The 23,540-nt window shown below is 66.6% G+C and carries 21 protein-coding genes and 2 tRNA genes; 11 read left to right on the plus strand and 12 right to left on the minus strand.

From position 1 onward, the window contains the following. Window positions 1-42 precede the first annotated feature (42 nt). On the plus strand, window positions 43-1,068 hold the full coding sequence (locus ACFRAQ_RS04995) for a PDZ domain-containing protein (protein WP_379094272.1): 1,026 nt from the start codon (window positions 43-45) through the stop codon (window positions 1,066-1,068). Window positions 1,069-1,086: 18 nt separating this feature from the next. On the opposite strand, the gene ACFRAQ_RS05000 is transcribed toward ACFRAQ_RS04995, so the two are convergent. After that, the gene (locus tag ACFRAQ_RS05000) at window positions 1,087-1,695 is read right to left on the minus strand and encodes a PPA1309 family protein (protein WP_379094274.1); all 609 of its coding nucleotides are present in this window, start codon (window positions 1,693-1,695) and stop codon (window positions 1,087-1,089) included. A gap of 180 nt (window positions 1,696-1,875) precedes the next feature. Here ACFRAQ_RS05000 and ACFRAQ_RS05005 point away from each other — a divergent pair, with 180 nt between their 5' ends. Beyond that, window positions 1,876-4,863 (plus strand): UPF0182 family protein, encoded by a 2,988-nt coding sequence (locus ACFRAQ_RS05005; protein WP_379094276.1) that lies wholly within the window; start codon window positions 1,876-1,878, stop codon window positions 4,861-4,863. A 172-nt stretch (window positions 4,864-5,035) separates the two neighbouring features. On the opposite strand, the gene ACFRAQ_RS05010 is transcribed toward ACFRAQ_RS05005, so the two are convergent. Further along, a complete protein-coding gene (locus tag ACFRAQ_RS05010; protein ID WP_379094279.1) occupies window positions 5,036-5,572 on the minus strand; it encodes a transglycosylase family protein in 537 nt (178 codons plus the stop codon). Between the two features lie 532 nt (window positions 5,573-6,104). On the opposite strand from ACFRAQ_RS05010, the gene ACFRAQ_RS05015 reads away from it, so the two are divergent. Next, window positions 6,105-6,178: transfer RNA gene (locus tag ACFRAQ_RS05015), tRNA-Met, on the plus strand. 493 nt (window positions 6,179-6,671) lie between these two features. After that, window positions 6,672-6,917 carry a hypothetical protein gene (locus tag ACFRAQ_RS05020; RefSeq protein WP_379094281.1) on the plus strand — a complete coding sequence of 82 codons (246 nt, stop codon included), beginning with the start codon at window positions 6,672-6,674 and terminating at the stop codon, window positions 6,915-6,917. Here the strand turns inward: ACFRAQ_RS05020 and ACFRAQ_RS05025 are convergent. Further along, the gene (locus ACFRAQ_RS05025; protein WP_379094283.1) at window positions 6,914-7,570 is read right to left on the minus strand and encodes a TetR/AcrR family transcriptional regulator; all 657 of its coding nucleotides are present in this window, start codon (window positions 7,568-7,570) and stop codon (window positions 6,914-6,916) included. The genes ACFRAQ_RS05020 and ACFRAQ_RS05025 overlap by 4 nt on opposite strands. A gap of 121 nt (window positions 7,571-7,691) precedes the next feature. Here ACFRAQ_RS05025 and ACFRAQ_RS05030 point away from each other — a divergent pair, with 121 nt between their 5' ends. Further along, window positions 7,692-8,066: a nitroreductase family deazaflavin-dependent oxidoreductase gene (locus ACFRAQ_RS05030; RefSeq protein ID WP_379094285.1), complete on the plus strand. Its 375-nt coding sequence runs from the start codon at window positions 7,692-7,694 to the stop codon at window positions 8,064-8,066. A 34-nt stretch (window positions 8,067-8,100) separates the two neighbouring features. On the opposite strand, the gene ACFRAQ_RS05035 is transcribed toward ACFRAQ_RS05030, so the two are convergent. Then, window positions 8,101-8,964, minus strand: coding sequence for an SGNH/GDSL hydrolase family protein (locus ACFRAQ_RS05035; protein WP_379094287.1), 864 nt, complete (start codon window positions 8,962-8,964; stop codon window positions 8,101-8,103). 113 nt (window positions 8,965-9,077) lie between these two features. Further along, a complete protein-coding gene (locus tag ACFRAQ_RS05040; RefSeq protein ID WP_379094289.1) occupies window positions 9,078-9,737 on the minus strand; it encodes a TetR/AcrR family transcriptional regulator in 660 nt (219 codons plus the stop codon). 291 nt (window positions 9,738-10,028) lie between these two features. Between ACFRAQ_RS05040 and ACFRAQ_RS05045 the strand changes: the two genes are divergently transcribed. Then, complete coding sequence (locus tag ACFRAQ_RS05045; RefSeq protein ID WP_379094291.1) at window positions 10,029-10,637, plus strand: hypothetical protein; 609 nt, start codon at window positions 10,029-10,031, stop codon at window positions 10,635-10,637. Between the two features lie 34 nt (window positions 10,638-10,671). Next, window positions 10,672-12,612 (plus strand): glycoside hydrolase family 5 protein, encoded by a 1,941-nt coding sequence (locus tag ACFRAQ_RS05050; RefSeq protein WP_379094293.1) that lies wholly within the window; start codon window positions 10,672-10,674, stop codon window positions 12,610-12,612. A 441-nt stretch (window positions 12,613-13,053) separates the two neighbouring features. Here the strand turns inward: ACFRAQ_RS05050 and ACFRAQ_RS05055 are convergent, their stop codons facing one another. Both ACFRAQ_RS05055 and ACFRAQ_RS05060 read right to left on the minus strand, forming a co-directional pair. Then, a complete protein-coding gene (locus ACFRAQ_RS05055; RefSeq protein WP_379094295.1) occupies window positions 13,054-14,043 on the minus strand; it encodes an Ig-like domain-containing protein in 990 nt (329 codons plus the stop codon). Between the two features lie 183 nt (window positions 14,044-14,226). Beyond that, a complete protein-coding gene (locus tag ACFRAQ_RS05060) occupies window positions 14,227-14,982 on the minus strand; it encodes a hypothetical protein (protein WP_379094297.1) in 756 nt (251 codons plus the stop codon). Window positions 14,983-15,335: 353 nt separating this feature from the next. Between ACFRAQ_RS05060 and ACFRAQ_RS05065 the strand changes: the two genes are divergently transcribed. Further along, window positions 15,336-15,641 (plus strand): transposase, encoded by a 306-nt coding sequence (locus ACFRAQ_RS05065; RefSeq protein WP_379094299.1) that lies wholly within the window; start codon window positions 15,336-15,338, stop codon window positions 15,639-15,641. Between the two features lie 296 nt (window positions 15,642-15,937). On the opposite strand, the gene ACFRAQ_RS05070 is transcribed toward ACFRAQ_RS05065, so the two are convergent. Then, window positions 15,938-16,885, minus strand: coding sequence for a LysR family transcriptional regulator (locus ACFRAQ_RS05070; RefSeq protein WP_379094301.1), 948 nt, complete (start codon window positions 16,883-16,885; stop codon window positions 15,938-15,940). 140 nt (window positions 16,886-17,025) lie between these two features. Further along, the gene (locus tag ACFRAQ_RS05075) at window positions 17,026-17,457 is read right to left on the minus strand and encodes an SRPBCC family protein (protein WP_379094303.1); all 432 of its coding nucleotides are present in this window, start codon (window positions 17,455-17,457) and stop codon (window positions 17,026-17,028) included. A 168-nt stretch (window positions 17,458-17,625) separates the two neighbouring features. On the opposite strand from ACFRAQ_RS05075, the gene ACFRAQ_RS05080 reads away from it, so the two are divergent. The 3 genes from ACFRAQ_RS05080 (at window position 17,626) to ACFRAQ_RS05090 (ending at window position 20,589) form a co-directional block, all read left to right on the plus strand. Next, window positions 17,626-18,369 carry a PP2C family protein-serine/threonine phosphatase gene (locus ACFRAQ_RS05080; RefSeq protein WP_379094305.1) on the plus strand — a complete coding sequence of 248 codons (744 nt, stop codon included), beginning with the start codon at window positions 17,626-17,628 and terminating at the stop codon, window positions 18,367-18,369. A gap of 95 nt (window positions 18,370-18,464) precedes the next feature. After that, on the plus strand, window positions 18,465-20,450 hold the full coding sequence (locus tag ACFRAQ_RS05085) for a YhgE/Pip family protein (RefSeq protein WP_379094307.1): 1,986 nt from the start codon (window positions 18,465-18,467) through the stop codon (window positions 20,448-20,450). Between the two features lie 65 nt (window positions 20,451-20,515). After that, window positions 20,516-20,589 (plus strand) — tRNA-Met (locus tag ACFRAQ_RS05090). 319 nt (window positions 20,590-20,908) lie between these two features. Here ACFRAQ_RS05090 and ACFRAQ_RS05095 read toward each other — a convergent pair. From ACFRAQ_RS05095 to ACFRAQ_RS05105, 3 genes are read right to left on the minus strand one after another with little or no spacing between them, the layout of a single operon-like run. Next, window positions 20,909-21,760: an alpha/beta fold hydrolase gene (locus tag ACFRAQ_RS05095; protein ID WP_379094309.1), complete on the minus strand. Its 852-nt coding sequence runs from the start codon at window positions 21,758-21,760 to the stop codon at window positions 20,909-20,911. A 42-nt stretch (window positions 21,761-21,802) separates the two neighbouring features. Then, window positions 21,803-22,525, minus strand: a complete 723-nt coding sequence (locus tag ACFRAQ_RS05100) for an alpha/beta fold hydrolase (protein WP_379094311.1) — start codon at window positions 22,523-22,525, stop codon at window positions 21,803-21,805. Continuing rightward, window positions 22,525-23,493, minus strand: a complete 969-nt coding sequence (locus ACFRAQ_RS05105; RefSeq protein WP_379094313.1) for an alpha/beta hydrolase — start codon at window positions 23,491-23,493, stop codon at window positions 22,525-22,527. The genes ACFRAQ_RS05100 and ACFRAQ_RS05105 overlap by 1 nt, the downstream gene beginning before the upstream one ends. Window positions 23,494-23,540 lie beyond the last annotated feature (47 nt).

A 23,540-nucleotide genomic window follows, 5' to 3' on the forward strand; every position in this document is an offset into this window, starting at 1 on the left:
CGGAGCGCGGCAATGGCCTCGATGACCAGTACCCTTGGCCGCGTGAACCGTCGGATATTCACCCTGCTCGCCGCTCTGATCCCGATTCTGGCGCTGGGTATCGTTGGCAGTGTCGTCACGGTGCCGTTCGTGGCGCTCGGACCAGGTCCGACCTTCAATACGCTGGGCGAATTCGACGGCAAACAGGTGGTCGACGTGCAGGGCGCGGAGCTGAAATCCGCTTCCGGCAATCTCAATATGACGACCGTCTCCGTTCGCGATCAGCTGAATATCTTCGACGCGTTCCGACTGTGGATCGGCGGCGAACACGGATTGGTGCCGCGCGCCGAGGTGTATCCCCCGGGGCAGACACGTGACGATGTAGACAAATCCAATCAGCAGCAGTTCAAGGATTCCGAGGACTCCGCCGAATTGGCGGCGCTGAACTATCTGAAGCTGCCGACCGCGGTCCAGCTCGCGAATGTCTCCGACGACGGCCCCGCCAAGGATGTGCTGCGCAAGGGCGACGAACTGGTGACCGTGGACGGCAAGCACATCGTCACCGCGAAAGACGTTGTCGCCGCGGTCTCCTCGGTCAAGCCCGGGACCGCCATCGGCGTGGTCTTCCGTCGTGACGGCGTTGAGCAGACCGCCGAGATCACCCTGGCCCCGCGCCCCGACGACTCCGGCAAGGGCTACTTGGGCATCACCCCGGACGAGATCTCCAAGGGCCCGATCAAGGTGGCGTTCAATCTCGGCGAGATCGGCGGCCCCTCGGCCGGACTCATGTTCACCCTCGCCCTGATCGACAAGCTCACCCCCGGCGACCTGGCCGGCGGCAAGTTCGTGGCCGGCACCGGCACCATCGATCCGGACGGCAAGGTCGGCCCGATCGGCGGCATCCAGTACAAGATGATCGCCGCGCGTGAGAAGGGCGCCGAGACCTTCCTGGTCCCGGCCGCCAACTGCAACGAGGCCGCGCAGCGCACGCCCGCGGGCCTGCGCCTGGTGAAGGTCGAGAACCTGTCCGGCGCGGTCCAGGCCCTCGACGACATCAATGCGGGCAAGGACGCGCCGACCTGCGGCTGATCCTCGCCCGGCGCGGGGTCAGAACTCGTCGGGGTCGTTCTCGAGGGTGTGCCGCAGCGCCTCGACCAGGTTCGGGGCGAGGTTCGGCGCGGTGCGCAGGTCGAGGTCGCCGAACGGGTCCTCTTCCTCCTCGCTGGGCCGCACCTGCAGCAGCGACAGCGAGGTGCCGTCACGCAGCACGCCGACGTACAGCCGGGCGTCGCGGCGTTCGGCGTGGGTGAGCGCCGCCTGGCGACCGGCCTGGTCGGCGGCGTCGCGGTCGGCGAGCAGCGGCGCGATGGCGTCGTCGAGCGACTGTTCGGCGGTGGGCGGCAGCACCACGATCTGCTGCACCAGCACACAGCCCTCGACCGAGGCCGGCCAGCTGGTGGTGCCCAGGAATTCGTCGAGCGCCATGGCGTCGGCCTCCCCGGCGATGTCCTCCGGGAACGGCTCCTGCGCAATGGGAGTCAGCGCGTCCTTCTCGTCGAGCTGATCGAGCAGCGCGGGCTCGGCGGCGACCAGGTCCGCGGTCGGGACCAGCGCGAACATCTGCGGCGGCCGATCCCAGCCTTCACCGTCGGCATACTCCGCGACTTCCCGAATGCACCGGTACAGGGCCGACGCCGCCCACTGCTCTGGATTCACCCGGTCATCCTCGCATCTCGTGAATCCCTGTCCGACGCGGCAGGTGTTGGGCCGCGCGGCGGGCGTTTTACGTAGAGTGGGGCGCGAACGGTCCCCTGGGACCAGCTCGCATCATCGGACTGCGACGTTCGGCGCCGGTTTCCCGGCTCGGACGTCGCCGGACCCTGGGAGAGTGGCATCGTGGGCATGCGCCCCCCGACCGGCTTACCTTCGCTGTCGCGACGCAGCCGCATTCTGCTCGTCACGGCCCTGGTGCTGGCCGCGCTGTTACTGGTCGGGCCCCGGCTGACCGACGCCTATACCAACTGGTTGTGGTTCGGGGAGGTGGGGTTCCGCAACGTCTACCACACCGTGCTTCTCACCCGGGCGCTGCTGTTCCTGGTGGTCGCGGTGGTCGTGGCGGCGATCATCTGGCTGGCGCTGCTGCTGGCCTACCGCACCCGGCCGGTATTCGTGCCGGTGAGCGGTCCCGGCGATCCGATCGCCCGCTACCGCACCACGGTGATGAGCCGGCTGCGTCTGTTCGGCCTGGGCATCCCGCTGCTCATCGGCGTGCTGTCGGGTCTGGTGGCGCAGTCGAACTGGGTGACGGTGCAGCTGTTCCTGCACGGCGGCTCGTTCGGGGTGCAGGACCCGCAGTTCCATCTCGACGTCGGCTTCTACGCCTTCGACCTGCCGTTCTACCGGATGGTGCTGAACTGGCTGTTCGTGGCGGTGGTGATCGCGTTCTTCGCGAACCTGGTGGCGCACTACGTCTTCGGCGGGCTGCGGCTGTCGGGGCGGGAGGGCACGCTGAGCAATTCCGCGCGGGTGCAGCTGGCGATCCTGGCCGGAATCTTCGTGGCGCTCAAGGCGGTCGCCTACTGGTTCGACCGGTACGCGCTGCTGTCGAGCACCCGCAAGGAGCCGACCTTCACCGGCGGTTCCTACACCGACATCAACGCGGTGCTGCCCGCCAAGCTGATCCTGCTGTCCATCGCGGTCATCTGCGCCATCGCCTTCTTCGCCGGGGTCGTGCTGCGCGACTTGCGTATTCCGGCCATGGCGGCGGCGCTGCTGGTGCTGTCCTCGGTGCTGGTGGGCGCGGTGTGGCCGCTGCTGGTGGAGCAGTTCTCGGTGCGCCCGAACGCGGCCACCAAGGAGCGCGCCTACATCGAGCGCAATATCGAGGCCACCCGCGCCGCGTACGGGCTCACCCCGGACAAAGTCGAGTACGTCAACTACAAGGGCGTCGCGACCAATGAACAGGTCAGCTCGCCCGCCGACCAGCAGACGATCAAGAACATCCGCCTGCTGGATCCGAACCTGCTGACCCAGACGTTCATTCAACGCAACCAGCAGCTGCAGAACTTCTACGGCTTCCCCGACCCGCTCGACATCGACCGCTACACCGTCAACGGTGAACTGGGCGATTACGTGGTGGCGGCGCGCGAGCTCCAGCCGCAGAACCTGTCGGAGAACCAGACCAACTGGCTCAACAAGCACACCGTGTACACGCACGGCAACGGCTTCGTGGCCTCGCCCGCCAACAAGGTGAACGCGGCCCCGCCCAAGGAATCCCAGCAGGCCGGGCAGAGCGCGGGCAGCACCGATTCCAACGGCGGCTACGGCTATCCGGTGTTCACCGTCGGCGACATGTCCACGGTCAGCGACCTGATCACCAAGAAGGCCGGGCTCAAGGAAGCCATCCCGGTCGATCAGCCGCGCATCTACTACGGCGAGCTGATCTCCAAGAGCGACGCCGACTACGCCATCGTCGGCGCCAACGGTCAGACCCCGCGCGAATACGACACTCCTACCGACCAGTTCACCTACAACGGTGCGGGCGGCGTGAAGATCGGCAACTGGTTCAACCGGCTGGCCTTCGCGGCCAAGTACGCCGAGCGCAATATCCTGTTCTCGGGCGCCATCGGCTCGGATTCGAAGATCATCTTCAATCGCAATCCGCGCGAACGGGTCACCAAGGTGGCACCGTGGCTGACCGCCGACGGCGATGCGTACCCGGCGGTGGTCAAGGGCCGCATCGTCTGGATCGTGGACGGCTACACCAGCCTCGACAACTACCCGTACGCGCAGCGGACGCCGTTGGACGGTGCGGTCGAGGACAGCATCGACCAGGCCACGGGGCGTCTACTACCGCGTAAGGAAGTCTCCTACATCCGCAACTCGGTGAAGGCGACGGTGGACGCCTACGACGGCACCGTGACCCTCTACGAGGTGGACAAGACCGACCCGGTGCTGAAGGCCTGGGAGGGCGTGTTCCCGAACTCGGTGAAGCCGGAGAGCGAGATCTCCGACGAACTGCGTTCGCACTTCCGCTATCCCGAGGACCTGTTCAAGGTGCAGCGCGAGATGCTCGCCAAGTACCACGTGGATGATCCGGTGGAGTTCTTCAACGGCAATGCCTTCTGGTCGGTGCCCAATGATCCGACCCAGGAGGGCGCGGCCAGTAGTGCGCATCAGCCGCCGTACTACGTGCTGCTCGGCGATCCGAAAACCGGTAAGCCACAGTTCAATCTGACCAGCGCCATCGTGGGCTACAAGCGGAACTACATGTCCGCCTACCTGCAGGCGAATTCGGATCCGCAGAACTACGGCAAGCTGACGGTGCTCAAGTTGCCCGCGGACTCGCAGACCCCGGGCCCGGGGCAGACGCAGACGTCCATGACGACGGCCGATCAAGTGTCGAGGGATCGGAACCTGTTGACGGGCGGCAATGTCAACAAGATCAAGTACGGCAACCTGCTGACGCTGCCGGTTGGCGATGGCGGCATTCTCTACGTCGAACCGTGGTACCTGGAACGCAATACCGGTGGTCCGAACGCGCCGTCCTTCCCGCAGCTGGTGAAGGTGCTGGCGAGCTACCGCGACAAGGTCGGCTACGGCGCGACGGTCAAGGAAGCCCTCGACCAGATCCTGCCCGCCGCGGGCAATGCCGCGACCGATCAACCAGGACAAGCGGTTACACCGCCGACCCCGGGCGCGACGCCGCCGGCCAATCCGCCTCCGCCGACCGGATCCACCGGTAAGGACGCGGCGGTGAAGCAGCTCGACGACGCGTTGCGGCAGGTGCAGGACGCGCAGAAGTCGGGCGATCTGGGCGCGCTGGGCAAGGCGCTCGAGCAGTTGCAGACCGCGGTGAACAACTACCAGAAGGCCGGTGGCTGATCCGTTGACGTGAGAGGCGCTGTCATCCGTTGGATGGCAGCGCCTTTCGCTTTGCGCGACACGGAAATTACTGTCGCACAATAAGAATTATTGCCTCGAAATAGCGAAAGGTGCCGCGTCGCCATTGACGCAGCACCTTTCCATATCTTCCGGAAAAGGAAGGAGATTCGGGCTACTTGCCCCAGGTCTCGATGAGGCCGGCGTTCGAGGCGAGGATCTGGTTGTACTGATCCTGCATGCCCAGCTGCCCGGCGACGGTGTTGGCGACGCTCTTGGCCTGGTCGATCAGGGCCTGGCGGTCGGTGGGGGCCGCGGGGGCGACGGGCGCGGGGGCGGCGGGCTCCGGGGCGGGCTCGGGCTCGGAGATGCCCGTGCGCAGGTACTGGCCGCAGACCGGCCAGGCGCCGACGCCCTGGGAGGCGAGCACGTTCTCGGCCACGCGGATCTGCTCGGCCTTGCTGGCGTTGGCGGCGTTGCCGGAACCACCGTTGGCGGCCCAGGTGCTCTGCGAGAACTGCAGGCCGCCGTAGTAGCCGTTGCCGGTGTTGATGCCCCAGTTGCCGCCGCTCTCGCACTGGGCGACGCCGTCCCAGTCGTGGGCCGGAGCGGCGGAGGCGGTCGCGGTGAAGCCGAACGGGACGGCAACAAGTGCGCCGGTGACGGCGGCGAGGCCGAGGGCGCGGGTGTTGATCTTCCGGTTCTGTTTCATGTGTTTTTCCCTCCCTGTGCCGACCGGCCCGGCGCGGATGCTCCGCCGTGTCCCTGTCCCCAGGAGTCGGGGTGCTCGACCGCGGGACAGGGTTTCCGGAGTGCAGCGGTTCGAGTCGGAGCCCATCGCAGGTTTGGTCCGGGCCGCGACTGACGATAACGAGGAAATCTCGGTAGATCACGTCTTGATAACGTCAGAATTGCATGAAGCGAATGACTGGAAAATCGGCATTGATGCAGGTTGGCTATGCTGTAAATGCTGATCCGGAACGGTCTGTTATCTCACCGTGATGTGACTCGAATCACCGGGAATTTGTGACACCGGTCACGTTTCTGGCGTATGTCAACGGCCATACGCGTACGCGAGGCTCTCAAATGGGAGATTTTCACTTCGATTACTCCGCTTACGGGCAACCGTCCGGTCCGATTCGCTCCGCGACCTTCGCCCAGCGTGCTCACATCTCCCGTGAAATCCCGCCTGACCAGTCGATTTGGTGCATCTGCTCGGCCGTGTGTAATGTTGTGTTCACCGACGCGGGGTGGAGCAGCTCGGTAGCTCGCTGGGCTCATAACCCAGAGGTCGCAGGTTCAAATCCTGTCCCCGCTACTACGAAAAGGCCCGGAACCATCAGGTTCCGGGCCTTTCTCGCGTCTACGGACGAGTACGCGCCAACAGTTCGCCAGGATCATGTACTGAGCGGCCGCGCGCCGGCGCACGTCCTGCTCGTCACTGCTCCAGACGAACGCGACATGTCTGCGGAACGCCACGCCGCACTGGAACCGGAGGTTGGCGTCGCCGACCCAGATCGCGTACCTCGGTCTCGAAGCAGCGCGCCGCGCCCAGCTCGGCGGGGGAGTCGATGTCGCGCTTGATCTACTCCGAGAATCGGCTCGAACGTAGCCCGCCGTTGACCTTGAATGCCTACCGTGGCGCACGTCGGCCCCCTCTGCGGGGGCGCGCAGACCCCCGGCATTGCCCCTGGGCCTTCGTGGCATTCCCCGCGCGGTCGACCTCGGCGTACACCGCCGACAGCGCGGGATTCGGGAGCATCACGATGATGCGACCGTTCGATCATCAGAAAGGTTCGGCAATGTTCGCAATGACCAGGCAAACGGTGGCTCGGGCCGTCCTTGCCGGTGCTGTTGCGGTGGCTCCGGTCACCGCCGTGACCGTCCCGACCCAGGCCGATGTGGTCACCAACTACACCCCCACCCCTGTCGATCAGCACTCGGACCAGGTCGGGGATAGCAAGCACTTCTTGTTCCCTCCGGGCTGGGGAATCCCTCCGGGCTGGTACAAGCATCTACTGCCGTTCGAGTTCTTCGATTGGTTCGATTGGGACTAGCCGAGCTTCCGGCGATCCTCGAGCGCATCGAGGATCAGGTCCAGGCCGTAGGCGAATTCGCCGGTGTGGTCGTAGTCCGTCCCGAGGGCGTGGTCGACGATCATTTCCCGCAGGTACGGCAATTGGTCGGGCGGCACGCGTTCTAGGATCGCGCCCGCGACGTCGTCGACGTCGGCGGGCGTCGTCGCCGGCAGGTTGGCCTCGTGGAGAACGTATCCGCTGGTGTAGCTGTCGATGAGCGACACCGCGTGCGCGGCGAGTGGAAGCGGGAAGCCCGCTGCGCGAAGTACGCCGAGCACCGCGTCGTGGCTGCGGAGCGTGGCCGGTCCCGGGTTGCGCCGGGAGTCCATGAGTCCGAGCGCCCAACTGTGCCGCGAGAGAACCTCTCGGGCTGACCGGGCGCGCACGCGAATCGCGTCACGCCAGTCGCCGCCTCCGGGTGCGGGGAGTTCGATCGCCGCGAACACCGTGTCGACGACGCCGTCGAGGAGGCCGTCCTTGTTGGGCACGTGGTGGTACAGCGACATCGCCTCGACGCCCAGCTCCTGAGCTACCCGCCGCATCGTGATCGCTTCCACGCCACCGCGATCCGCGACTCGGATGGCGGCCTCCAGTACGCGTTCCCTGCTCAGTGGTTGCGATGGTCGCGACACGGCGGCTCCCTGGACGAGGTGTTGACAGGCTTACGATCGTAAGCCAACCTTACACATGTAAGGATGACTTACGACCGTAAGGCTCGAAGTCATGCGCACTACCGTCAGAAGGAGATGCACCATGCCGATGCCGAGATGGTGGGGGCACGTGAACAAGCGGGTGTTCAACCCGCGCGCGATCGCGAGCGGGAAGTGGCCCGTGCTGACACATGTCGGCCGGGTCTCCGGCGCGACGTATCGCACCCCGATGGACGCCTACCCGGTCGACGGCGGCTACCTGTTCGTCCCCGTGTACGGATCGCGCTCGGATTGGGTGCGCAATGTCCTGGCGGCCGGCGGAGCCGGCCTCCGGATCGACGGGACCGACGTGGAACTCACCGCACCGCGCCTGGTCGGAGCGGACGAGGCCATCCAGGCCTTCCTCAACGGGGCGGTGCGTCCACCGAAATTGCTCCGCATCACCGAGTTCCTCCGCATGAACCTGGTCGCGGACTGATCGTCCGCGGTTTCGATCCTCTCCCGCTACTTCCTCACAGCGCCTCTGCGATCAGGTTCGCGAAGGCTTGTCCGCCTTGGGCATTGGGGTGGAACGGCGCGGCCGGGGCGGCGGGCAGCAGTGGCTCGATCCAGCGGTCCCGCGGGGCGGCGCACGAGTCGTGTCCGAGGCTGGCTCGACGCAGATCGACGAAGGTCGCGCCGTGCGTGGCGGCCTGTTCGGCGATGCGGTCGCCGAGACGGTCGATGGTGGTCTGCAGGTAGTCGGCGTCGCGGGCCGTGATCGGGGCGGCGAGGTCCGGGCATCCGCCGGGACGCAGGTATTGGCCGTAGCTGGTGATCATGACGCGCGCGCGGGGTGCGCGGCGCGCGATCTCGTCGAGGGTGGCGCCGATGGTCGAGGCGGCGGTGTCCACCTTGTCCGCGAGTTGATCGACGCCGCCGCCGGTGAAGCGGTCCACGCAGGCGCGGGCGGCGTTGTCCGGCGCCGGGCTCAAGCAGCCGAGCAGGTCCTGGAACAGTCCGGCGTCGTTCGCTCCGATGGTGAGGGTGACCAGGTCGGTGCGCGCGCTGAGGGCGTCGTACTGCGGTGTCGCGCCGCGTCCCCATCCGGGACCGGCTTTGTCGAAGTCCTGGGCTTTGGCTCCGGAGCAGGTCACGTTACGGAAGTTCCGGATGCCCAGGGTGGCGGCCAGTCGTGCCGGATACCCGTTGTCGACCGACCGCAGGCAGCTCGCCGAGTCGCCGCTCTGGGCCGGTACCAGGGGTCCGGCCGCGAACGAGTCGCCCAGGGCGACGTACTCCTCATAACCGTGCGGGCCCGCGTCGGCCGCCGCGGGCGTCGTGAGCAGTGTCGCGAAAGCCGCCGCGGCGGCGAGGCCGGTCAGTGCGGAACGCATATGTCCTCATCTCGATCGAGGCTGAAATCTGTGCGAGTGTACAGATTATTCGAATCTGTGCGTTTGTACAGGATTTCTGGGTGATTCGCTGTGCCGCTGGGGGTTTCGGAGAGCTACTCGGCTTCCGGCCCGACCCGTCGCCGCAGCAGCCGGTCGGCCGCGTCGCGTTCGGGCCCGGCGAGATGCGACAGCGTCAGCGCGCGCAATGCCTGATGCAGGGAATCGGCTTCCACCGCGCGGGTGCGCGGTCGGCCGAGGCGATGCAGCAGGAAACCGTCGATCATGGCCACGATCTGTCCCGCCGCCTCCTCGGGATCGACGGCCCCGCAGGCGCGCAGCACCCGGGCGGCGAGCGCTTCGAACTGTTCGAGCGCCTCGGTGACGGGACCTTCCAGTTCGGGTCGCCGCCCCGCGTCCAGGTACAGCTGGAACTGGGCGATCACCGCGGTGCGGGAGCGGGCGGCGGTGACCGCGATGAGCCGCAGCAGTTCGTCGAGGGTGGGGCGGTCGGCGAGCGCGTTCTCGAACATCGGCCCGAATTCGGCGATGCGGTCGCGGACCTGCAGCGCCAGCGCCTCGTCGATCAGATCCTGGACGGAGGCGAAGAAGTATCCGGTCGTCGCACCCGGCAGTTCGGCGCGGGCCGCCACCTTGCGATGGGTCACGGCCGCGGGTCCCTGCTCGGCGATCAATTCCAGCGCCGCGCGGACCAGCGCCTCGCGCCGCAGCCGGCTGCGTTCCTGGCGGGGTTGCTCGCGTGCGGGACCGCCCATGCCTCCAAACCCTGTTCGGCGCACGGGCCTCCGGCATCCTGTGCGAATGCCCAGATTCTAGTGGCCGAGCCGCGGCCGGCGAATTCATCGGCCGTGAATGGGGGACCGGAAATGGCCGTGCCGCCCTGAATCAGTGCGCTGACCCGGCGAAATGCTTTCACAATCAAAACCTGTGGATCCATCCGAAATCAGCGTTTCACAGGGAAAAGACATCGCCCTACAGTTCTGCCGATGAGTCGGCCGCACCCGGTTCGACGCTCAAATCAACCGCATTGCGTCCGAAGGATTCCAATGACACACCGAGCAACTCGGCACGGTATCGCCGCCGGCACCGTGACCGCCGCGGCGGCCTTGACCCTGCTGAGCACCGGCGTGGCACACGCCGCCCCCGACTCCGTCACGTGGACCGACCGCGTCGCGAGCGTCACCCGCACCGTCAGTGACGCCACGCCCAAGGCCGGCGACACCATCACGGTCACCACCAAGTTCGAGCGCAGCACCGGTCCCGACCTGCAGCTCAACTGGGTCAAGGACTTTCACGACGCCTGCCTGACCTACGTCACCGACTCGGCCAGGATGAACGACGGCACCGGCGACAAGGCTGTCGAGCCTTATCTCGAGATCAGGCCCGGCTTCACCGCGGGCGATTTCATGGCCACCAGCTACCGCGTGTTCGTCAAGGCCGCCAGCCCGGCCACCCTCACCGTCAAGTACACCGTCGGTGCGGGCTGCACCCGCGGCGTCCCCCTCTCGAGCGGCGCGTCCTACCAGGGTTCGCTCGGTAAGGGCGATTACAACAGCTACGGCCCGTTCATCACTGTCGCCAAGGACAGTGACGGGGGCGGCGGCGTCTCCACCGGCAGCCTCGGTTCGCTGCTCGGAACCGGTTCCAGCAAGTAGCACGCGGTTATCGACCTTCGGATGAGGAACTCGAATGACGTTGATTGAACACCGTTTTCGGCGGCGGCCAGGGTGGGAAGCGCTGTCGGCGTTCACCTTGGTCTCCGCGATGCTGCTGGCCCTGGGGATGTATTTCGCGCCTACCAGCGAAGCTTGGCCATGCCTGTTTTCCGGATCTGCCGGCTGCGGAGGTTCGGGTCCAGGGGGATCGGATCTGAAAGGCCCGCTCAGTACCCGTGGGCGCTATATCGTCGACGCGAACGGGAACCGGGTCAAACTGCAATCCGGTAACTGGCACGGCTCCAGCGGCACCTGGAACGGCAGCGGCGACGACGAGGACCCGGCCAACAACCAGGGCGGCGAGGTCGGGCATCGAGCGCCGCTCGGCCTGGAGCGCGTCTCGATGGACAAGCTGGTCAAGGACTTCAAAGCGCTGGGGCTGAACAGCATTCGCCTGCCGTTCTCAAACGAGATGATCTCCGACGATCGGCCGGTGCGCGGTCTGACCGCCAACCCCTCGCTCAACGGCCTCAAGCCGCTCGAGGTCTACGACCGGGCGGTTCAGGCGCTGACCGATGCCGGGCTCGGCGTCATCCTCAACAACCACACCACCACCACGAAATGGTGCTGCTCGAACGACGGCAACGAATTCTGGAATTCGGGCCAGGACACCGGCAAATGGGTGGACGACTGGGCGTTCATGGCGGCCCGGTACAAGGGCAACCCCGGCGTCATCGGCGCGGACCTGCGCAATGAGATCCGGCGGACCACCTGGCACGACCCCAACGTGGGCTGGGGCGACAACCAGGACTGGGAGGCGGCCTCCCGCCAGGCCGGTGATCGAATCCTGACCACCGCCAACCCGAATCTGCTCATCATGATCGAGGGCCTGAACTGGACCGGCATCCCCTCCGATCTGTTCCCGCACGAACGCCCCATGCTGAAGCCGCAGAGCTGGCTGAGCTCGACGCTCACTCGCTCGCACAAGGTCGTGTACAGCGCCCACTTCTACGGCTACATCGGCCCGAACCACACCGGCGCGACCGGCTTGGGCGAAACCCACGACACTCGCTTCCGCGAAATGTCGCGCGATGACCTGTTCCGCTCGATGGACGAGCTCGCCGGGTATGTGGCGACGACGCCCGACAAGCACTTCACCGCACCGGTGTGGATCAGTGAATTCGGCGTCGGAACCCAGGGCAGTGAGCAGGACAAAGCGTGGTTCGCGAACATGGTCGATTACCTGATCAGCCGCGACCTGGACTGGGCCTACTGGCCGATCGTCGGTTACCAGACCCCGGATCAAGGCGATAACTGGGGACTGCTGCGCTACGCCGCCGACGGCAACCTGAGCAGTGTCACCTCCAATGGCGGTGACTGGCGCGGTGGATACTTCCGTCGACTGGTGGGCGAGAAGGGCAAGTCCGGGCAGGTCGCGCCCATGCGCGCCTGGTCGATGCTCTACGGCACCAACGCCGACCACAACGCGTCCCTGCGGGCGGGCAACGATTGGGATTCCGGCGCAACGAAAATGGTGTGCCCCGATGACCAGCGCCTGATCGGGATCAGCGCGACCGGCAGGCGGGGTCTGTGCACTGACTCCAACGAGGGCGACCTGTGGAGGCCCGGCACGCTCGCGAACAAGGTGAACGAGGAGAAGGTGGACACCGACTGGGCCAACGGGTTCACCAAGTACCAGTGCCAGAACGGGCAGTTCATGATCGGCTACAGCCTGAACGGTGGCGGCATGTCCGCCATCCTGTGCGCCCCCGGCCGCATCCCCCTCGCCGGCGCGGGTCGCACCGTGTGGGACGACAGGGGTGACAACCGCCCGGCCTCCGGTGAAGGCGGGGACTACGCCAACAACCATTACAAGGGCCAGTGCAACTCCGACGAGTATGCCGCGGGCATCGGCTTCTCGTGGAACTCCCGAGGCGGTCATCCGGACGCCCTGTACTGCCGCAAACTCAAGTAGGCACGCTCGCTGAGTAACTCGAGCCGCACCCGGCCAACCGGGTGCGGCTCGATCTGTGTCCGGGCGAGGACGCGGTGTCCTCTGCCGGGACTTGTTGGATCCCAATGGGTTCAGGTCTCGCCGGGCACGCCTGGATCGTTGCCGGATGGGCCGAGCCAGTCGCCGTCGACCGGATCTGGAACGCCTGCTGGCGAATTGAGCCGCTATCGCGTCGCGTTCGCCGCGGGCGACCAGGTCGCCGCCGGAGCCGCTGTCGCGGGGCAGCGTAGTCCGCGGCCCGGACCACGCCACCGGCTGGGGCAATCCGCCTGCGTGAGCGGTCACCTCGCGACGCTCGGATGCATCTCATCGCCAATGTTCTCGTAGCTGGGAACCAGACAGGAAAGCGGCCCGGAACCTTGTGGTTCCGGGCCGCTTTGTGTTCAGCCGGCGGGGTCGTGGCTATTTGCTGGACCCGGTGCCGCCGAGCAGGGAGCCGAGGCTGCTGAGAATGCCGTCCGCGCTACCGGTGCCGCCGGTGCCGCCGGTGCCGCCGAGCAGGGAGCCGAGGCTGCTGAGGATGCCGTCGGCGCTACCCGTGCCGCCGGTGCCGCCGGTGCCTCCCGTTCCGCCCGAGGACGTGACGGTGACGCTCGCGGTCGCCTGCGAGCCGGAAGCGGCGTTGGAGCCGGAGTATTCGGCGGTGATGGTGTGCTGGCCGGCGGCGGCGGGCGTCCACTGGACGGTCGCCTTGCCGTTGCTGCCGACCTGCGCGGTGCCGATGACGGTGCTGCCGTCCTTGAAGGTGACCGAGCCTCCGGCCTGGGCCGGCGCGATGGTCGCGGTCAGGGTGACGGCCTTGCCGGCCACCGCGCCGGTCACGGGCGCGAGCGTGGTGGTGGAAGTGGCGGTCGAGGCCTTGGAGACCGTGATCGCGGGCCCCTGGCTGGTGAAGCTGGCTTTCCCGGCGCTCGACAGGTATTCGATACCGCTGTCGAGCTCCAAGCCCTCCTCGCAGTCGGTGCCGACCGTGTACTGGGCGCTGAACAGGGCCGGTGAGCCCGCCTTCGCGACCACCTTGTAGCTGGTGGCGGTGAAGTCACCCGCGATGAAGTCGTCCTTGATGTCCAGGTAGGGCTCGACCTGGTGCTCGCCGCTGGTGTCGGTCAGCTTCGCCGAATTCGTGACATAGGTCAGGCAGGCGTCGTGGAAGTCCTTGAACCAGTTGATCTTCTCGTCCGAGCCGGTTCGCTCGATCTTGGTGCTGACGGTGATCTTCTCGCCCACCCGCGGAGTCGTATTGCTCACCGTCCGGGTGTAGTGGCTCGAGCCGTTGTCCCAGCTGATCGTCGTCGGGGCCGCGCCGGCGGCGGCGGAACCCAGCAGCGTCACCGCGCCGAGGGCGACGGTGGCGGCCGCGCCGACAGCGGCGCGGGCGGTTACGTGTGTCATGGAGATGTCCTTTGTCTTGACGGGATTTCGGAACTCCGTCCGATGCGTCGAGCACCGCCGGCCGATCCGGCTGTGGGAGAAGAACCGGCGGCCGGCGGTGCCCGACAGGCCCCCGCTGCGGAGGGGCCGTATGCGAGCCGGGATCTATCGGCTCGCACGTTCTTTCGCGGTGTCGGGCCTCGCCTAGGACCCGGCGGAACCGGTGAGGGCCGCCAGACCCGGGAGACGCGACGACCCCGAGTTGCTGTTGCCGGACCCGGAGTTGCCGCCCGGAGTGCCACCGGGGTTGCCGCCCGGGTTCCCGGCCGTCACCGTGGTCCTGGTCAGGGTCGGTGCGGAACCGGGATAGCACTTCACGGGCACGTCGATCGCGCCGAGGATCGTGCCCGAATCCACCGATGCGGTGAAGGTGAGACCCGGATCGTCGAAGCTGGTGCCCGCGAGAGCGCTGGTGATGGTCCCGGCCGCGGACGCGGTGACGTTCACGGTCACCGCGGGCAGGGTGAAATCGGCTCCGGCTGTGGCGGTCCCGGGAGCGTCGAGGGTGATCCGGCCCCCGGACTGTCCGACCGTCGCGGCGACCGTGCCGCCGGACACCGTGCTCGACACATACGTCGAATTCGTCGGAACCGGCATGGACAGCTTGAATCCGCGCAGACTGCGGAGGGCATGGCCGGAGACCGAGTCGGGGACCTGCTGGGCAGCCGGCGTGAGCGTAATCGCCACCGCGTCACCGACGCTCGCGACGCTCGGTGCGGTGCCCGACACCCCCAGCGCCATCGTGAAGGTCTGGGCGTCTCCGATCGGGGGCTTGGCCTGGCACTGGAAATCGACGGTCGACGGCGCCTGCGGATCCGCCTGGGCGGGACTCGCGGCGAGGCCGAGCGGCAGCAGCGCGAGGGACGTGACGACGGACGCTCGCACGAGGCTGGGCTTCATGGATGTACTCCTCCGGCAATAGGGCGTGGAATGGGAGGGTTCGGGGCTTCACAATTCGCGCCCGAATGTCGTGATCACGCTAGAACACCCTGGGGGACAAGAAAAATCAGAATATCGGGTCCATTCACAAGGCTGATCTGTCAATTGCCGCCAGGATTGACAAGTCGAACCTGGCGATCGGCAACAAAGAATGATTTATCGAGAGATTCCAGGTCGGGTAGGGTCTGGATCGGCCAGGAAGCGCATCCGGCGCGATTGACAGCCAGTGGTTGTCAATGACCATGAAATTCTGATTTTACTCGGGTTTGCTTGTGGGCTAACGTCTTTCGACGTCGACCAGAAAGGGGGTCGCCGTGGCGCCGCCCAAGAAGTACCCGGATGCGCTGCGGGCGCACGCCATCCGGCTGTACCGGGAATCTGATCCCAAGCCGACCTTTCGCGGAATGGCCGCCGAACTCGGCGTGCATCATGAAGCGCTGCGCCTGTGGATCAGGCAGGCGGAAAGCGAAGCGGGCATGGTCGGATCGAGTCGCTGTGCGCGCATTTCCGAGGAGAACAGGCGACTCCGTAAGCGCATCGCGGACCTGGAACGGCTGATCGCGATCATGCGCGCCACCAGGGTGCCGGTCGCGCCGATCGGCGACCGAATGCGTCTGTAATGAACGCGCAGCCGATCAAGTCGGTCTTCGCGGACAACCCCGGCCTGGGGCTCATCGCACACGCTTGATCGTGTCTCGAACACAGTTGATGGGGTGGCACCGTACAGCGGTGTCACCCCATCAACCGTGTTCAGTGAAAGCTGTTGGCCGCGCGGGTAATGGGCGAGGCCTGTGTCGGTGGTATTCCGTCCAACGGGCATCAATTGACGCGCCGATAGACAATTCGGTCTCCGGGCCACGAGAAAAACGTCGGCCGAGGGGCAAAATTGTCCTGCGGTTGCCTTTGTGATCGACGATCACGGTTGGAAAGGCATCGTCCGGTCGGTGAAGTCGGGGCGTTGCAGCGGGTCGACCAGGTCGTGGCGGGTGTCTCGGATCTTCGTGGCCACGTCGACGAATGAGCGCACCAGGGCGCTCTCGCCCGCCGCGCGCCAGCCGACGGCGACCTCGCTCGGGGCGGCGCCGGTGATCGGCACCAGCCGGATCCCCGGGAACGGCAGCCAGCGTGCGGCGGCCACCGTGACCACGATGCCGAGGCCCAGGGGCACCTTGTACTGGGATTCCAGCGCCGACGCGGTGCGGTGGGTGATCGGTGCCGGGCGGCCGTCGCGGTAGGCGTCCAGTTCCCAGAAGGCGTTCCATTCGGGGTCTTTGGAGGACGCGCCGATCATGGTCTCGTCCACCAGGTCTCCGACGTGGACCTGGGTGTGGTCGGCGAGCCTGTGGTCGGTGGGGAGCATGACCATCAGGGGTTCGGCGAACAGGGTTTCGCAATGAATTCCCTTGTCGGCGAAGGGCCGCCGGACGAGTGCGACGTCCACCGCGCCATCTCGAAGCCCCGCGCTCGGGTCGTCGTAGCTGGACTGCCGCTGCTGCACGGTGACCCCGGGATGGCGCTGCTGGAACGCGTCGAGGATCGGTTCGGTGAGGGTAAGAGCCGCGCCTTCGAGCGTCCCCAGGACGAGGCGATCCTGCTCCGCGTGCTGGATATCGCGGGCGCGTTCGATCGCCGTGTCCAGGTTGTCGGTTCGGCTGATGTCCCGCAGAAACGCCGAACCGGCTGCCGTCAGCTCGATGGCGGGTGTGGTGCGGGCGAACAGGACGATGTCCAGCGCCCGCTCCAGCTGCCTCATTTGTGCGTTCACGCTCTGCTGGGAAATGCACAGCTGCTGCGCGGCGCTGGCGAAACTCTTCTCTTCGGCGACCGTCATGAGGCAGCGCAATTGTTGGGTATGCACCTGCATGCTCTGAATTCTAGACACGTGATCGCTGTCTACGTATTTACAATTTGCACTTGTCAGTGGAGGGGAATTCGTGATTTCTGATCGGAAGTTATGGCGTGCCGACTCTTCGGGTCTCGAATTCGCCTGGCACTGCGAGATATTCAGCCGTAGAGCTGGACGAAGCGTTCCAGGGAGCGTTCGATGTCTCCGCGCAGGGCGCGCGCGACCGCCGAGCCGATGGGCCCGAACAGGGGTGCGCCGCCCAGTTCGAAGTTCGCGGTGACCTGCGAGCCGGTCGAACTCGGTGCGACCCGCAGTTCGATGCCGAACTTGGTGCCGCCGATTCCGGAACCGTTGAGGATCAGGCGGTTCGGGGGTTCGGCGGTCTTGACCGTCCAGGTGACCCGGTTGCGGAAGCCTTTGACGGTGGCGACGCCGATGAGCCGGGTGCCGGGCGTGAGGTCGTCGGGGACCGGGCCGCGCCAGCCTTCGTGCAGGGTCAGCCACTTGTCCAGTTCGGGCAGGTCGGAGGCGTGCGACCAGGCCTGGTCGGGCGGGATCGGGACGTCTACGGAAACCTTGAGCTTGGCCACGGGTGTGATGGTATCCGTTACATGGCGTACCACTGAATGTGCGGGGTCGGTTCGGCGGTTCCTCAGCAAGCCCACAGGCAATTCGGGAGCGGAGCAGGGGTTTCGCCCGTTGAATGGGTAGTGCTGGTCGTCAGCACCCCGTGAGACCGAGTCCCAGGAGGTCGGGTCGTGCACACCGAAGCCATCGAGGTGGAAGAAGCCGATGCCGGCGCGCTGCTCGTCCGGGTTGCGGGGTCGGGGGTGACCCGGCTGGGGCGGCGGACCGTCAACGCGGACGCCTTCGCCACCTTCACGGATACGCGGAGTGGGCGCAGCGCTTTCGTGGTGGCAGACGGGGTCGGTGATCATCTGGCCGCGGCCCGGGCGGCACGGCTGGCGGCCTCGATCGCGGCGAAGGTGGCGGTTACGGAGGGCGCGCAGGCCGCAATCCTGGCGGCGCAAAAGGGATTGGTGGACGAGCTACCCGAGTCGGCCGCCGACTGTGTGCTGGTGGTCGCGGTGCTGCCGAGCCAGGGGCAGCCGGACGGTCCGTGCGATGTCGCGTGGGTCGGCGACTGCCGGGCCTACCGATGGAACGGCCGTGTCCTGCACCGCATGACCACCGACCACACGGTGGCCGAGTACTTCCGGGCGCGCGGGCACGATCCGCTGCCCGGCATGCGGCATCTGGTGACCACGTCGGTGCGCACGGTGCGCCCCGGCGACATCGGCCGGGCCTCCACCGGGTCGAGCGCGGGGCGGCTGCTGCTGTGCAGTGACGGGGTGGGCAAGCAGCTGGGCATGCCGCTCATCAAATCGATCCTGGCGCAGGGTTCCTCGGTGGGTCAGGTCGCGGAGGGGTTGGTCGGTGCGGCGCTCGCGCGTGGCGGCACCGATAACACGACCGCGTTGGTGGTGGACGCGATTCGCTGACTCGGCAGGACAATTTCCCCGAATCCCCACATACTGGACGAGCGACCAACTAGCTTGGGCTCGACCGTTTCACTGGGCAGTATCGGGGTTTCGCCGTGGCAGACAGATCGACATCCATTCGCGCACGCATCGGCGAGCTGCTCCGGACGCGCCGGGCCTCGGGTCCGCTTCGGGTCCTGGTGGTGCTGTTCCTGGTGGTGCCGACGCTCATCTCGGCGGTCTACATGTGGATCATGTGGGACCCGGAGCTGTATCTGAAGCGGATCCCGGTGGCGGTCGCCAGCGACGATGTGGGCGGCGTCTCCGACGGCAAGGCCCAGAACATGGGGACCGAGATTCTCGACACCCTGGTGTCCGGCGGCGAGCTGCAGTTCCATCGGGTCAGCAGCGCTGAAGCCGTGCAGGGCCTGCGCGAGAGCCGCTACGCGTTCTCCGTCGTCATTCCCGCGGATTTCACCCGCAGTGTGCTGAGCGTGACCGATCCCGTGCCGCAGCGCGCCCGAATCGCGGTCTGGTACAACGACTTCAACGGCACTCTCGGCCCCGCCGTCGCCAATAGCGTGATCGCCGACGCTCAGAATCAGATCGCCGCCACCATCGGCCGCAGCTACGCCTCGCAGATCCTGGTCGGCGTCAACAGTCTCGGCGCGGGCATCGGCGACGCGTCGAAGGGTGCGACCCAGTTGGCGCAGGGCACCGCTCAGCTGGCCGACGGCTCCGGACAACTCTCGAGCGGTCTCGACGAGGCCGCCACCGGCGCTTCCCAACTGGTCGCGGGCACCCGCGAACTCCACACCGGCACCGTGCAACTCGCCGACGGCGCCCACGAACTGATCACCGGCACCGACCAGCTCGGCACCGGCGCGACCCAGATCCGCGACGGCGTCGACCAGATCATCACGCCCCTGCTCGACGTGGTCGAACCCGCCGGAAAGCTCGCGACCCAACTGAACCCGCTGCTCGACGAGCTGAGCAAGAACCCCGACCCGTCCGTGGCCGACGCCGCCACCCAGCTGAAGGGCTTGATCGGCCAGCGCCCTGGCGACCCCGATTCCCTGGTCGGCCAGCTCACCCAATTGCGGGACGGTACCAAGGAACTGGCCCGCCAGCTCACCGACCCCAAGGCCGAATACCGCGCCGGCGTGCTGGCCCTGGCCGACGGCTCCACCCAGCTCCGCGACGGCGCGGTCCAACTCGGTGCGGGCGCCACCGAACTCTCCACCGGCCTCCGTCAGCTCGCCGACGGCGGCCACGAACTCCGCTCCGGCGTCACCCAATTGGACGACGGCGCCACCCAACTCGACACCGGCCTCCGCGACGGCGCCTCCGCCGCCCCCCACATCACCGACACCACGGCCTCCGCCGACGTGATCGCCCAGCCCGTCACCATGGACGTCCGCAACCAGGAGCCGAGCCAGCTGGTCCGCGGCGGCGACCGCAGCCACAAGGAGATCGCCCGCGGTGCGGGCCCGGTCCTGGTGGTCATGGGCGCGTTCCTGGCCGCCATCGTGCTCTGGATGTTGGTGCGCCCGTGGCGTGGAGCCGCGACCGGCCGCACCCCCTGGCGACGCACCGCCGTACCTCTGCTGCGGGGCTCCGCGGTCGGCGCGGCCGGAGTCATCGTCCTGACCGCGCTGGCCGCCGGTTACGGCAGTTCGGCGGGCTGGTCGCCCGAGCAGTGGCCGGTCATGGCGGCTGTGATCGTCCTGGTCGGCGCGGTGGCCGCCGTCACCACGCAGTTGTTCATCGTGGTGTTCGGCCGCGTCACCGGCTCGATCGCCGCTTTCGCCTTCTATATGTTCCAGATCTTCACCTTCGGCGGTGTATTCCCCGCGGGCACAACCCCTCCCGCGTTCCGTCCCTTCGAGGACATCGCCCCGATGACCTTCGCCCGCCGTGCAGTCATCCGCGCCGACATCGCCCTGTACGACACCATGTTCTGGACCTCGATCGCGGTCCTGGTGGCCATGCTCCTCACGGCCTTCGCCCTCATGCTCGTCGCCCGCCACTTCACCACCACCGACCGCTCCACCCCCACGGCCACCCCCGAACCCCTGCACCCCACCTCGACTCCGGCCTGAAAACAGCCCCTGACGAGCCGATTAGGCGCATCCTCCGCCCCCTGTGTACGGTTGTCATTACCCGACGCGGGGTGGAGCAGCTCGGTAGCTCGCTGGGCTCATAACCCAGAGGTCGCAGGTTCAAATCCTGTCCCCGCTACTGCGAAAGGCGGTCCTGGCCAACAGGTTTCAGGTCCGCCTTTCAACTTTTGTCGAGGTTGATGACATCGCAGTTGGCATCACGCCGAAATGCTCATATCGGTCACCGCTTGAAACGCTCCGAAACACCTGCTACCAGGTGTTTTCCATGGGGCGGGGTGGGACGGATGGGGCTGTGATCGTTGGGTTGCCAGCCCTGTGATCGCACCACCTCGTCAGGGTTGCCTGGGAGTCCACGTTGGTCATTGTCGACCATCGGTGAGAGCGGTTGTGGCGGTTTGAATCTGGAGGCGGCACGTAGGGCACCTACAACGCGTGGATCAGTGGGCTGCGGTGCGCGCGGCTTGTTCGATCACGTCAGCGACGAGGTCAGGGTGGGAGACGGCGACCGCGTGGGAAGAATCGACCTCTGTGACCTGTGCGTGGGCGCGCTCGGCCATGAACCGCTGGGCGGCCGCGGGGATGTTGAGGTCCTGGGTGGAAATCACGTCCCAGCTGGGTTTTTCGGTCCAGGCGGCGGTGGTTGCCCGCTCTTCTAGGGCGGCTTGGGCGATCGGGCGTTGCGTGACGGCAGCCAGAGAAGTCCGGTCAGAGGGGACGTCGGCGGCGAACTGGTCGTGGAATCTGTTCTGGCGGATGTAGAGGTCCGTGCCGATCGTGCCGCCTGAGGAGACGATGGGAACCGGCGTCAAGGCGTCGGCCAGGGTGGACCCGGGGAACCTGCTGGAGAGATCGCTCGCGCTCTCGCCCGGGGCGGGCAGGAACGCGGCGACGTAGACCAATGCTTTCACCTGGTCGAGTCCTGCGGCAGCGGCACTGATGACCGAGCCGCCGTAGGAGTGGCCGACCAGGACTATGGGGCCGTCGATAGAGGTGAGCAGACTGCGCAGGGCGTCCGCGTCGGAGGCGAGGCCGCGCAATGGGTTTGCCGGCGCGGCAACGGGATAGTGATGCTTGTGTAGTTTCTCGATGACGTCGTTCCAGCTCGATCCATCGGCGAAAGCGCCGTGTACCAACACGATTGTCGGTTGCGCAACGTCCTCGGTCGGTCCGGCCTGGATGCTGGTGGTAGATGCGATGGCGGCGCTGCCGACGCCAATCGCGATGACGGTCGCGATCCCTGCGCCGGGCCAAGTCGTGCGCGGAAACTGCAGGCGTCGAAAGATGGTCATTTCCCAACTTCTCTCGATGAAAGTTTGTGTGTGGCAGTCTGTTTAAGGTCGAGTTGTTGCTTGCACAGCGGCGAGGATCGACGCGGTCACCGCATCCGGCTGTGAAACGCTGATTGCATGCGATGCCCCGGGGACTTCGTGGGTTTCCTTCGCATTGGCGCGGTGGGCCATGAACCGGTGCAAGGCGACCGGGATGTTGAGGTCGGCGTCACCGAAGACGAACCACGAGGGGATCTCCTGCCATGCGGGGGTGCTGGTGTGCAGGCCTGAGGTGAGTGCGATCTCGGTGACCGGTCGCTGGGTCGCGTTCATAACGGCCGCCATGTTCTTGGGTACGTCCGCGGCGAATTGGAGATGGAATGCTTTCGGCCGGATGGCGAATTCGTTGCCGCCCTGGCTGATCGGATAGGCGGTGAGCGCCTCGCCGAGTGTGCTGCCGGGGAACCTGTTCGACAACTCGAGAGCTGACTCCCCAGGTGCCGGCGCGAACGCGCAGACGTAGACAAGGCCGACGACCTTATCGTGTCCGGCGGCGGCCGCGGTGATCACCATGCCGCCGTAGGAATGGCCCACGAGGATGACGGGTGTGTCGATCGCCGCCAACACATCACGCAGATAAGCGGCATCGCTCGGCAGGCCGCGCAACGGGTTGGCGAGCGCGACGACATCGAGATGTCGATCGTGCAGTCGCTCGATCACGCCGGACCAGCTCGCGGATTCGGCGAAGGCGCCGTGGACGAGGACGATTGTCGGTTGCTCGGTCATCAGTGATTCTCTCCTGTCGAATTTCGGTGGAATGCGTTGCGGAGCATTCGGATTGCCTGATCGATCGCGGCACTCGACGCCGCTGTCCCGCGTACCGGGTTCAGCATCATGAAGTCGTGCAGAGTGCCGTTGTAACGAGTGCTGGTGGTGCGCACACCCGCGGCGACGAGCTTGCGTGCGTACGCCTCGCCCTCGTCGCGCAGCACGTCGTTCTCTGCGACGAGCAGGAATGTCTCGGGCAGACCGGTCAGGTCCTCGAGGCGGGCGCGCAGCGGCGAGGCAGTCATCTCACCCCGCTTATCCAGTTCGGGTAGATAGGCATCCCAGAACCAAGGCATGGCTTTGGCGGTGAGGTTCGGCCCCTCGGCGAACAGGCGATAGCTCTCGGTGTCCTGGCCGGCGTCGGTGACCGGGTAGTACAGCGACTGGTGGACGAAGGTCACGTCGCCGCGTTGTTTGGTGAGAATCGTCACGGCGGCAGCCATATTGCCGCCGACGGAGTCTCCGGCCACCGCTAACCGGGATGCGCTCAGACCGTGCTCGGCACCGTGCTCGGTAATCCAGCGAGCGGTGGCATACGCCTGCTCGATGGCGACCGGGTAGCGCGCCTCGGGTGAGCGGTCGTATTCCACGAACACGACCGCGGCGTTCACACCGATGGCCAGTTCGCGGACGAGCCGGTCGTGGGTGTGCGCGTCACCGAGTATCCAGCCGCCGCCATGGATGTAAAGAATTGTCGGCAAGGGCTTTTCGGCACCGAGGGGTCTGACGATGCGAACCCTGACCTCGCCCGCCTCGGTGGGAAGCGTTACCCACTGCTCGTCTACCGGCGGTTTCTCGACCGGTGCGGCCTGGATCTCGTCGAGCACTCTCCGTGCGGCCTGGGGGCCGAGTTCATATAGGAATGGGGGCTGGGCGGCGGCATCGGCGAACTGCTGTGCCGCGGGTTCGAGGATCGGTTCGTTCATCGCATCGCTTCCTGTGAGGGCATGTGATCAAGGACCCGGAACCGGTG

The sequence above is a fragment of the Nocardia sp. NPDC056611 genome, from assembly GCF_042792755.1.
Taxonomy (GTDB): domain Bacteria; phylum Actinomycetota; class Actinomycetes; order Mycobacteriales; family Mycobacteriaceae; genus Nocardia.

Coding starts and splice junctions, on each gene's coding strand:
- ACFRAQ_RS05010 (WP_379094279.1), bottom strand. CDS start 5,572: ATGAAACAGAACCGGAAGATCAACACCCGCGCCCTCGGCCTCGCCGCC.
- ACFRAQ_RS05020 (WP_379094281.1), top strand. CDS start 6,672: ATGACCAGGCAAACGGTGGCTCGGGCCGTCCTTGCCGGTGCTGTTGCG.
- ACFRAQ_RS05030 (WP_379094285.1), top strand. CDS start 7,692: ATGCCGATGCCGAGATGGTGGGGGCACGTGAACAAGCGGGTGTTCAAC.
- ACFRAQ_RS05035 (WP_379094287.1), bottom strand. CDS start 8,964: ATGCGTTCCGCACTGACCGGCCTCGCCGCCGCGGCGGCTTTCGCGACA.
- ACFRAQ_RS05040 (WP_379094289.1), bottom strand. CDS start 9,737: ATGGGCGGTCCCGCACGCGAGCAACCCCGCCAGGAACGCAGCCGGCTG.
- ACFRAQ_RS05045 (WP_379094291.1), top strand. CDS start 10,029: ATGACACACCGAGCAACTCGGCACGGTATCGCCGCCGGCACCGTGACC.
- ACFRAQ_RS05050 (WP_379094293.1), top strand. CDS start 10,672: ATGACGTTGATTGAACACCGTTTTCGGCGGCGGCCAGGGTGGGAAGCG.
- ACFRAQ_RS05055 (WP_379094295.1), bottom strand. CDS start 14,043: ATGACACACGTAACCGCCCGCGCCGCTGTCGGCGCGGCCGCCACCGTC.
- ACFRAQ_RS05060 (WP_379094297.1), bottom strand. CDS start 14,982: ATGAAGCCCAGCCTCGTGCGAGCGTCCGTCGTCACGTCCCTCGCGCTG.
- ACFRAQ_RS05070 (WP_379094301.1), bottom strand. CDS start 16,885: ATGCAGGTGCATACCCAACAATTGCGCTGCCTCATGACGGTCGCCGAA.
- ACFRAQ_RS05095 (WP_379094309.1), bottom strand. CDS start 21,760: ATGACCATCTTTCGACGCCTGCAGTTTCCGCGCACGACTTGGCCCGGC.
- ACFRAQ_RS05100 (WP_379094311.1), bottom strand. CDS start 22,525: ATGACCGAGCAACCGACAATCGTCCTCGTCCACGGCGCCTTCGCCGAA.
- ACFRAQ_RS05105 (WP_379094313.1), bottom strand. CDS start 23,493: ATGAACGAACCGATCCTCGAACCCGCGGCACAGCAGTTCGCCGATGCC.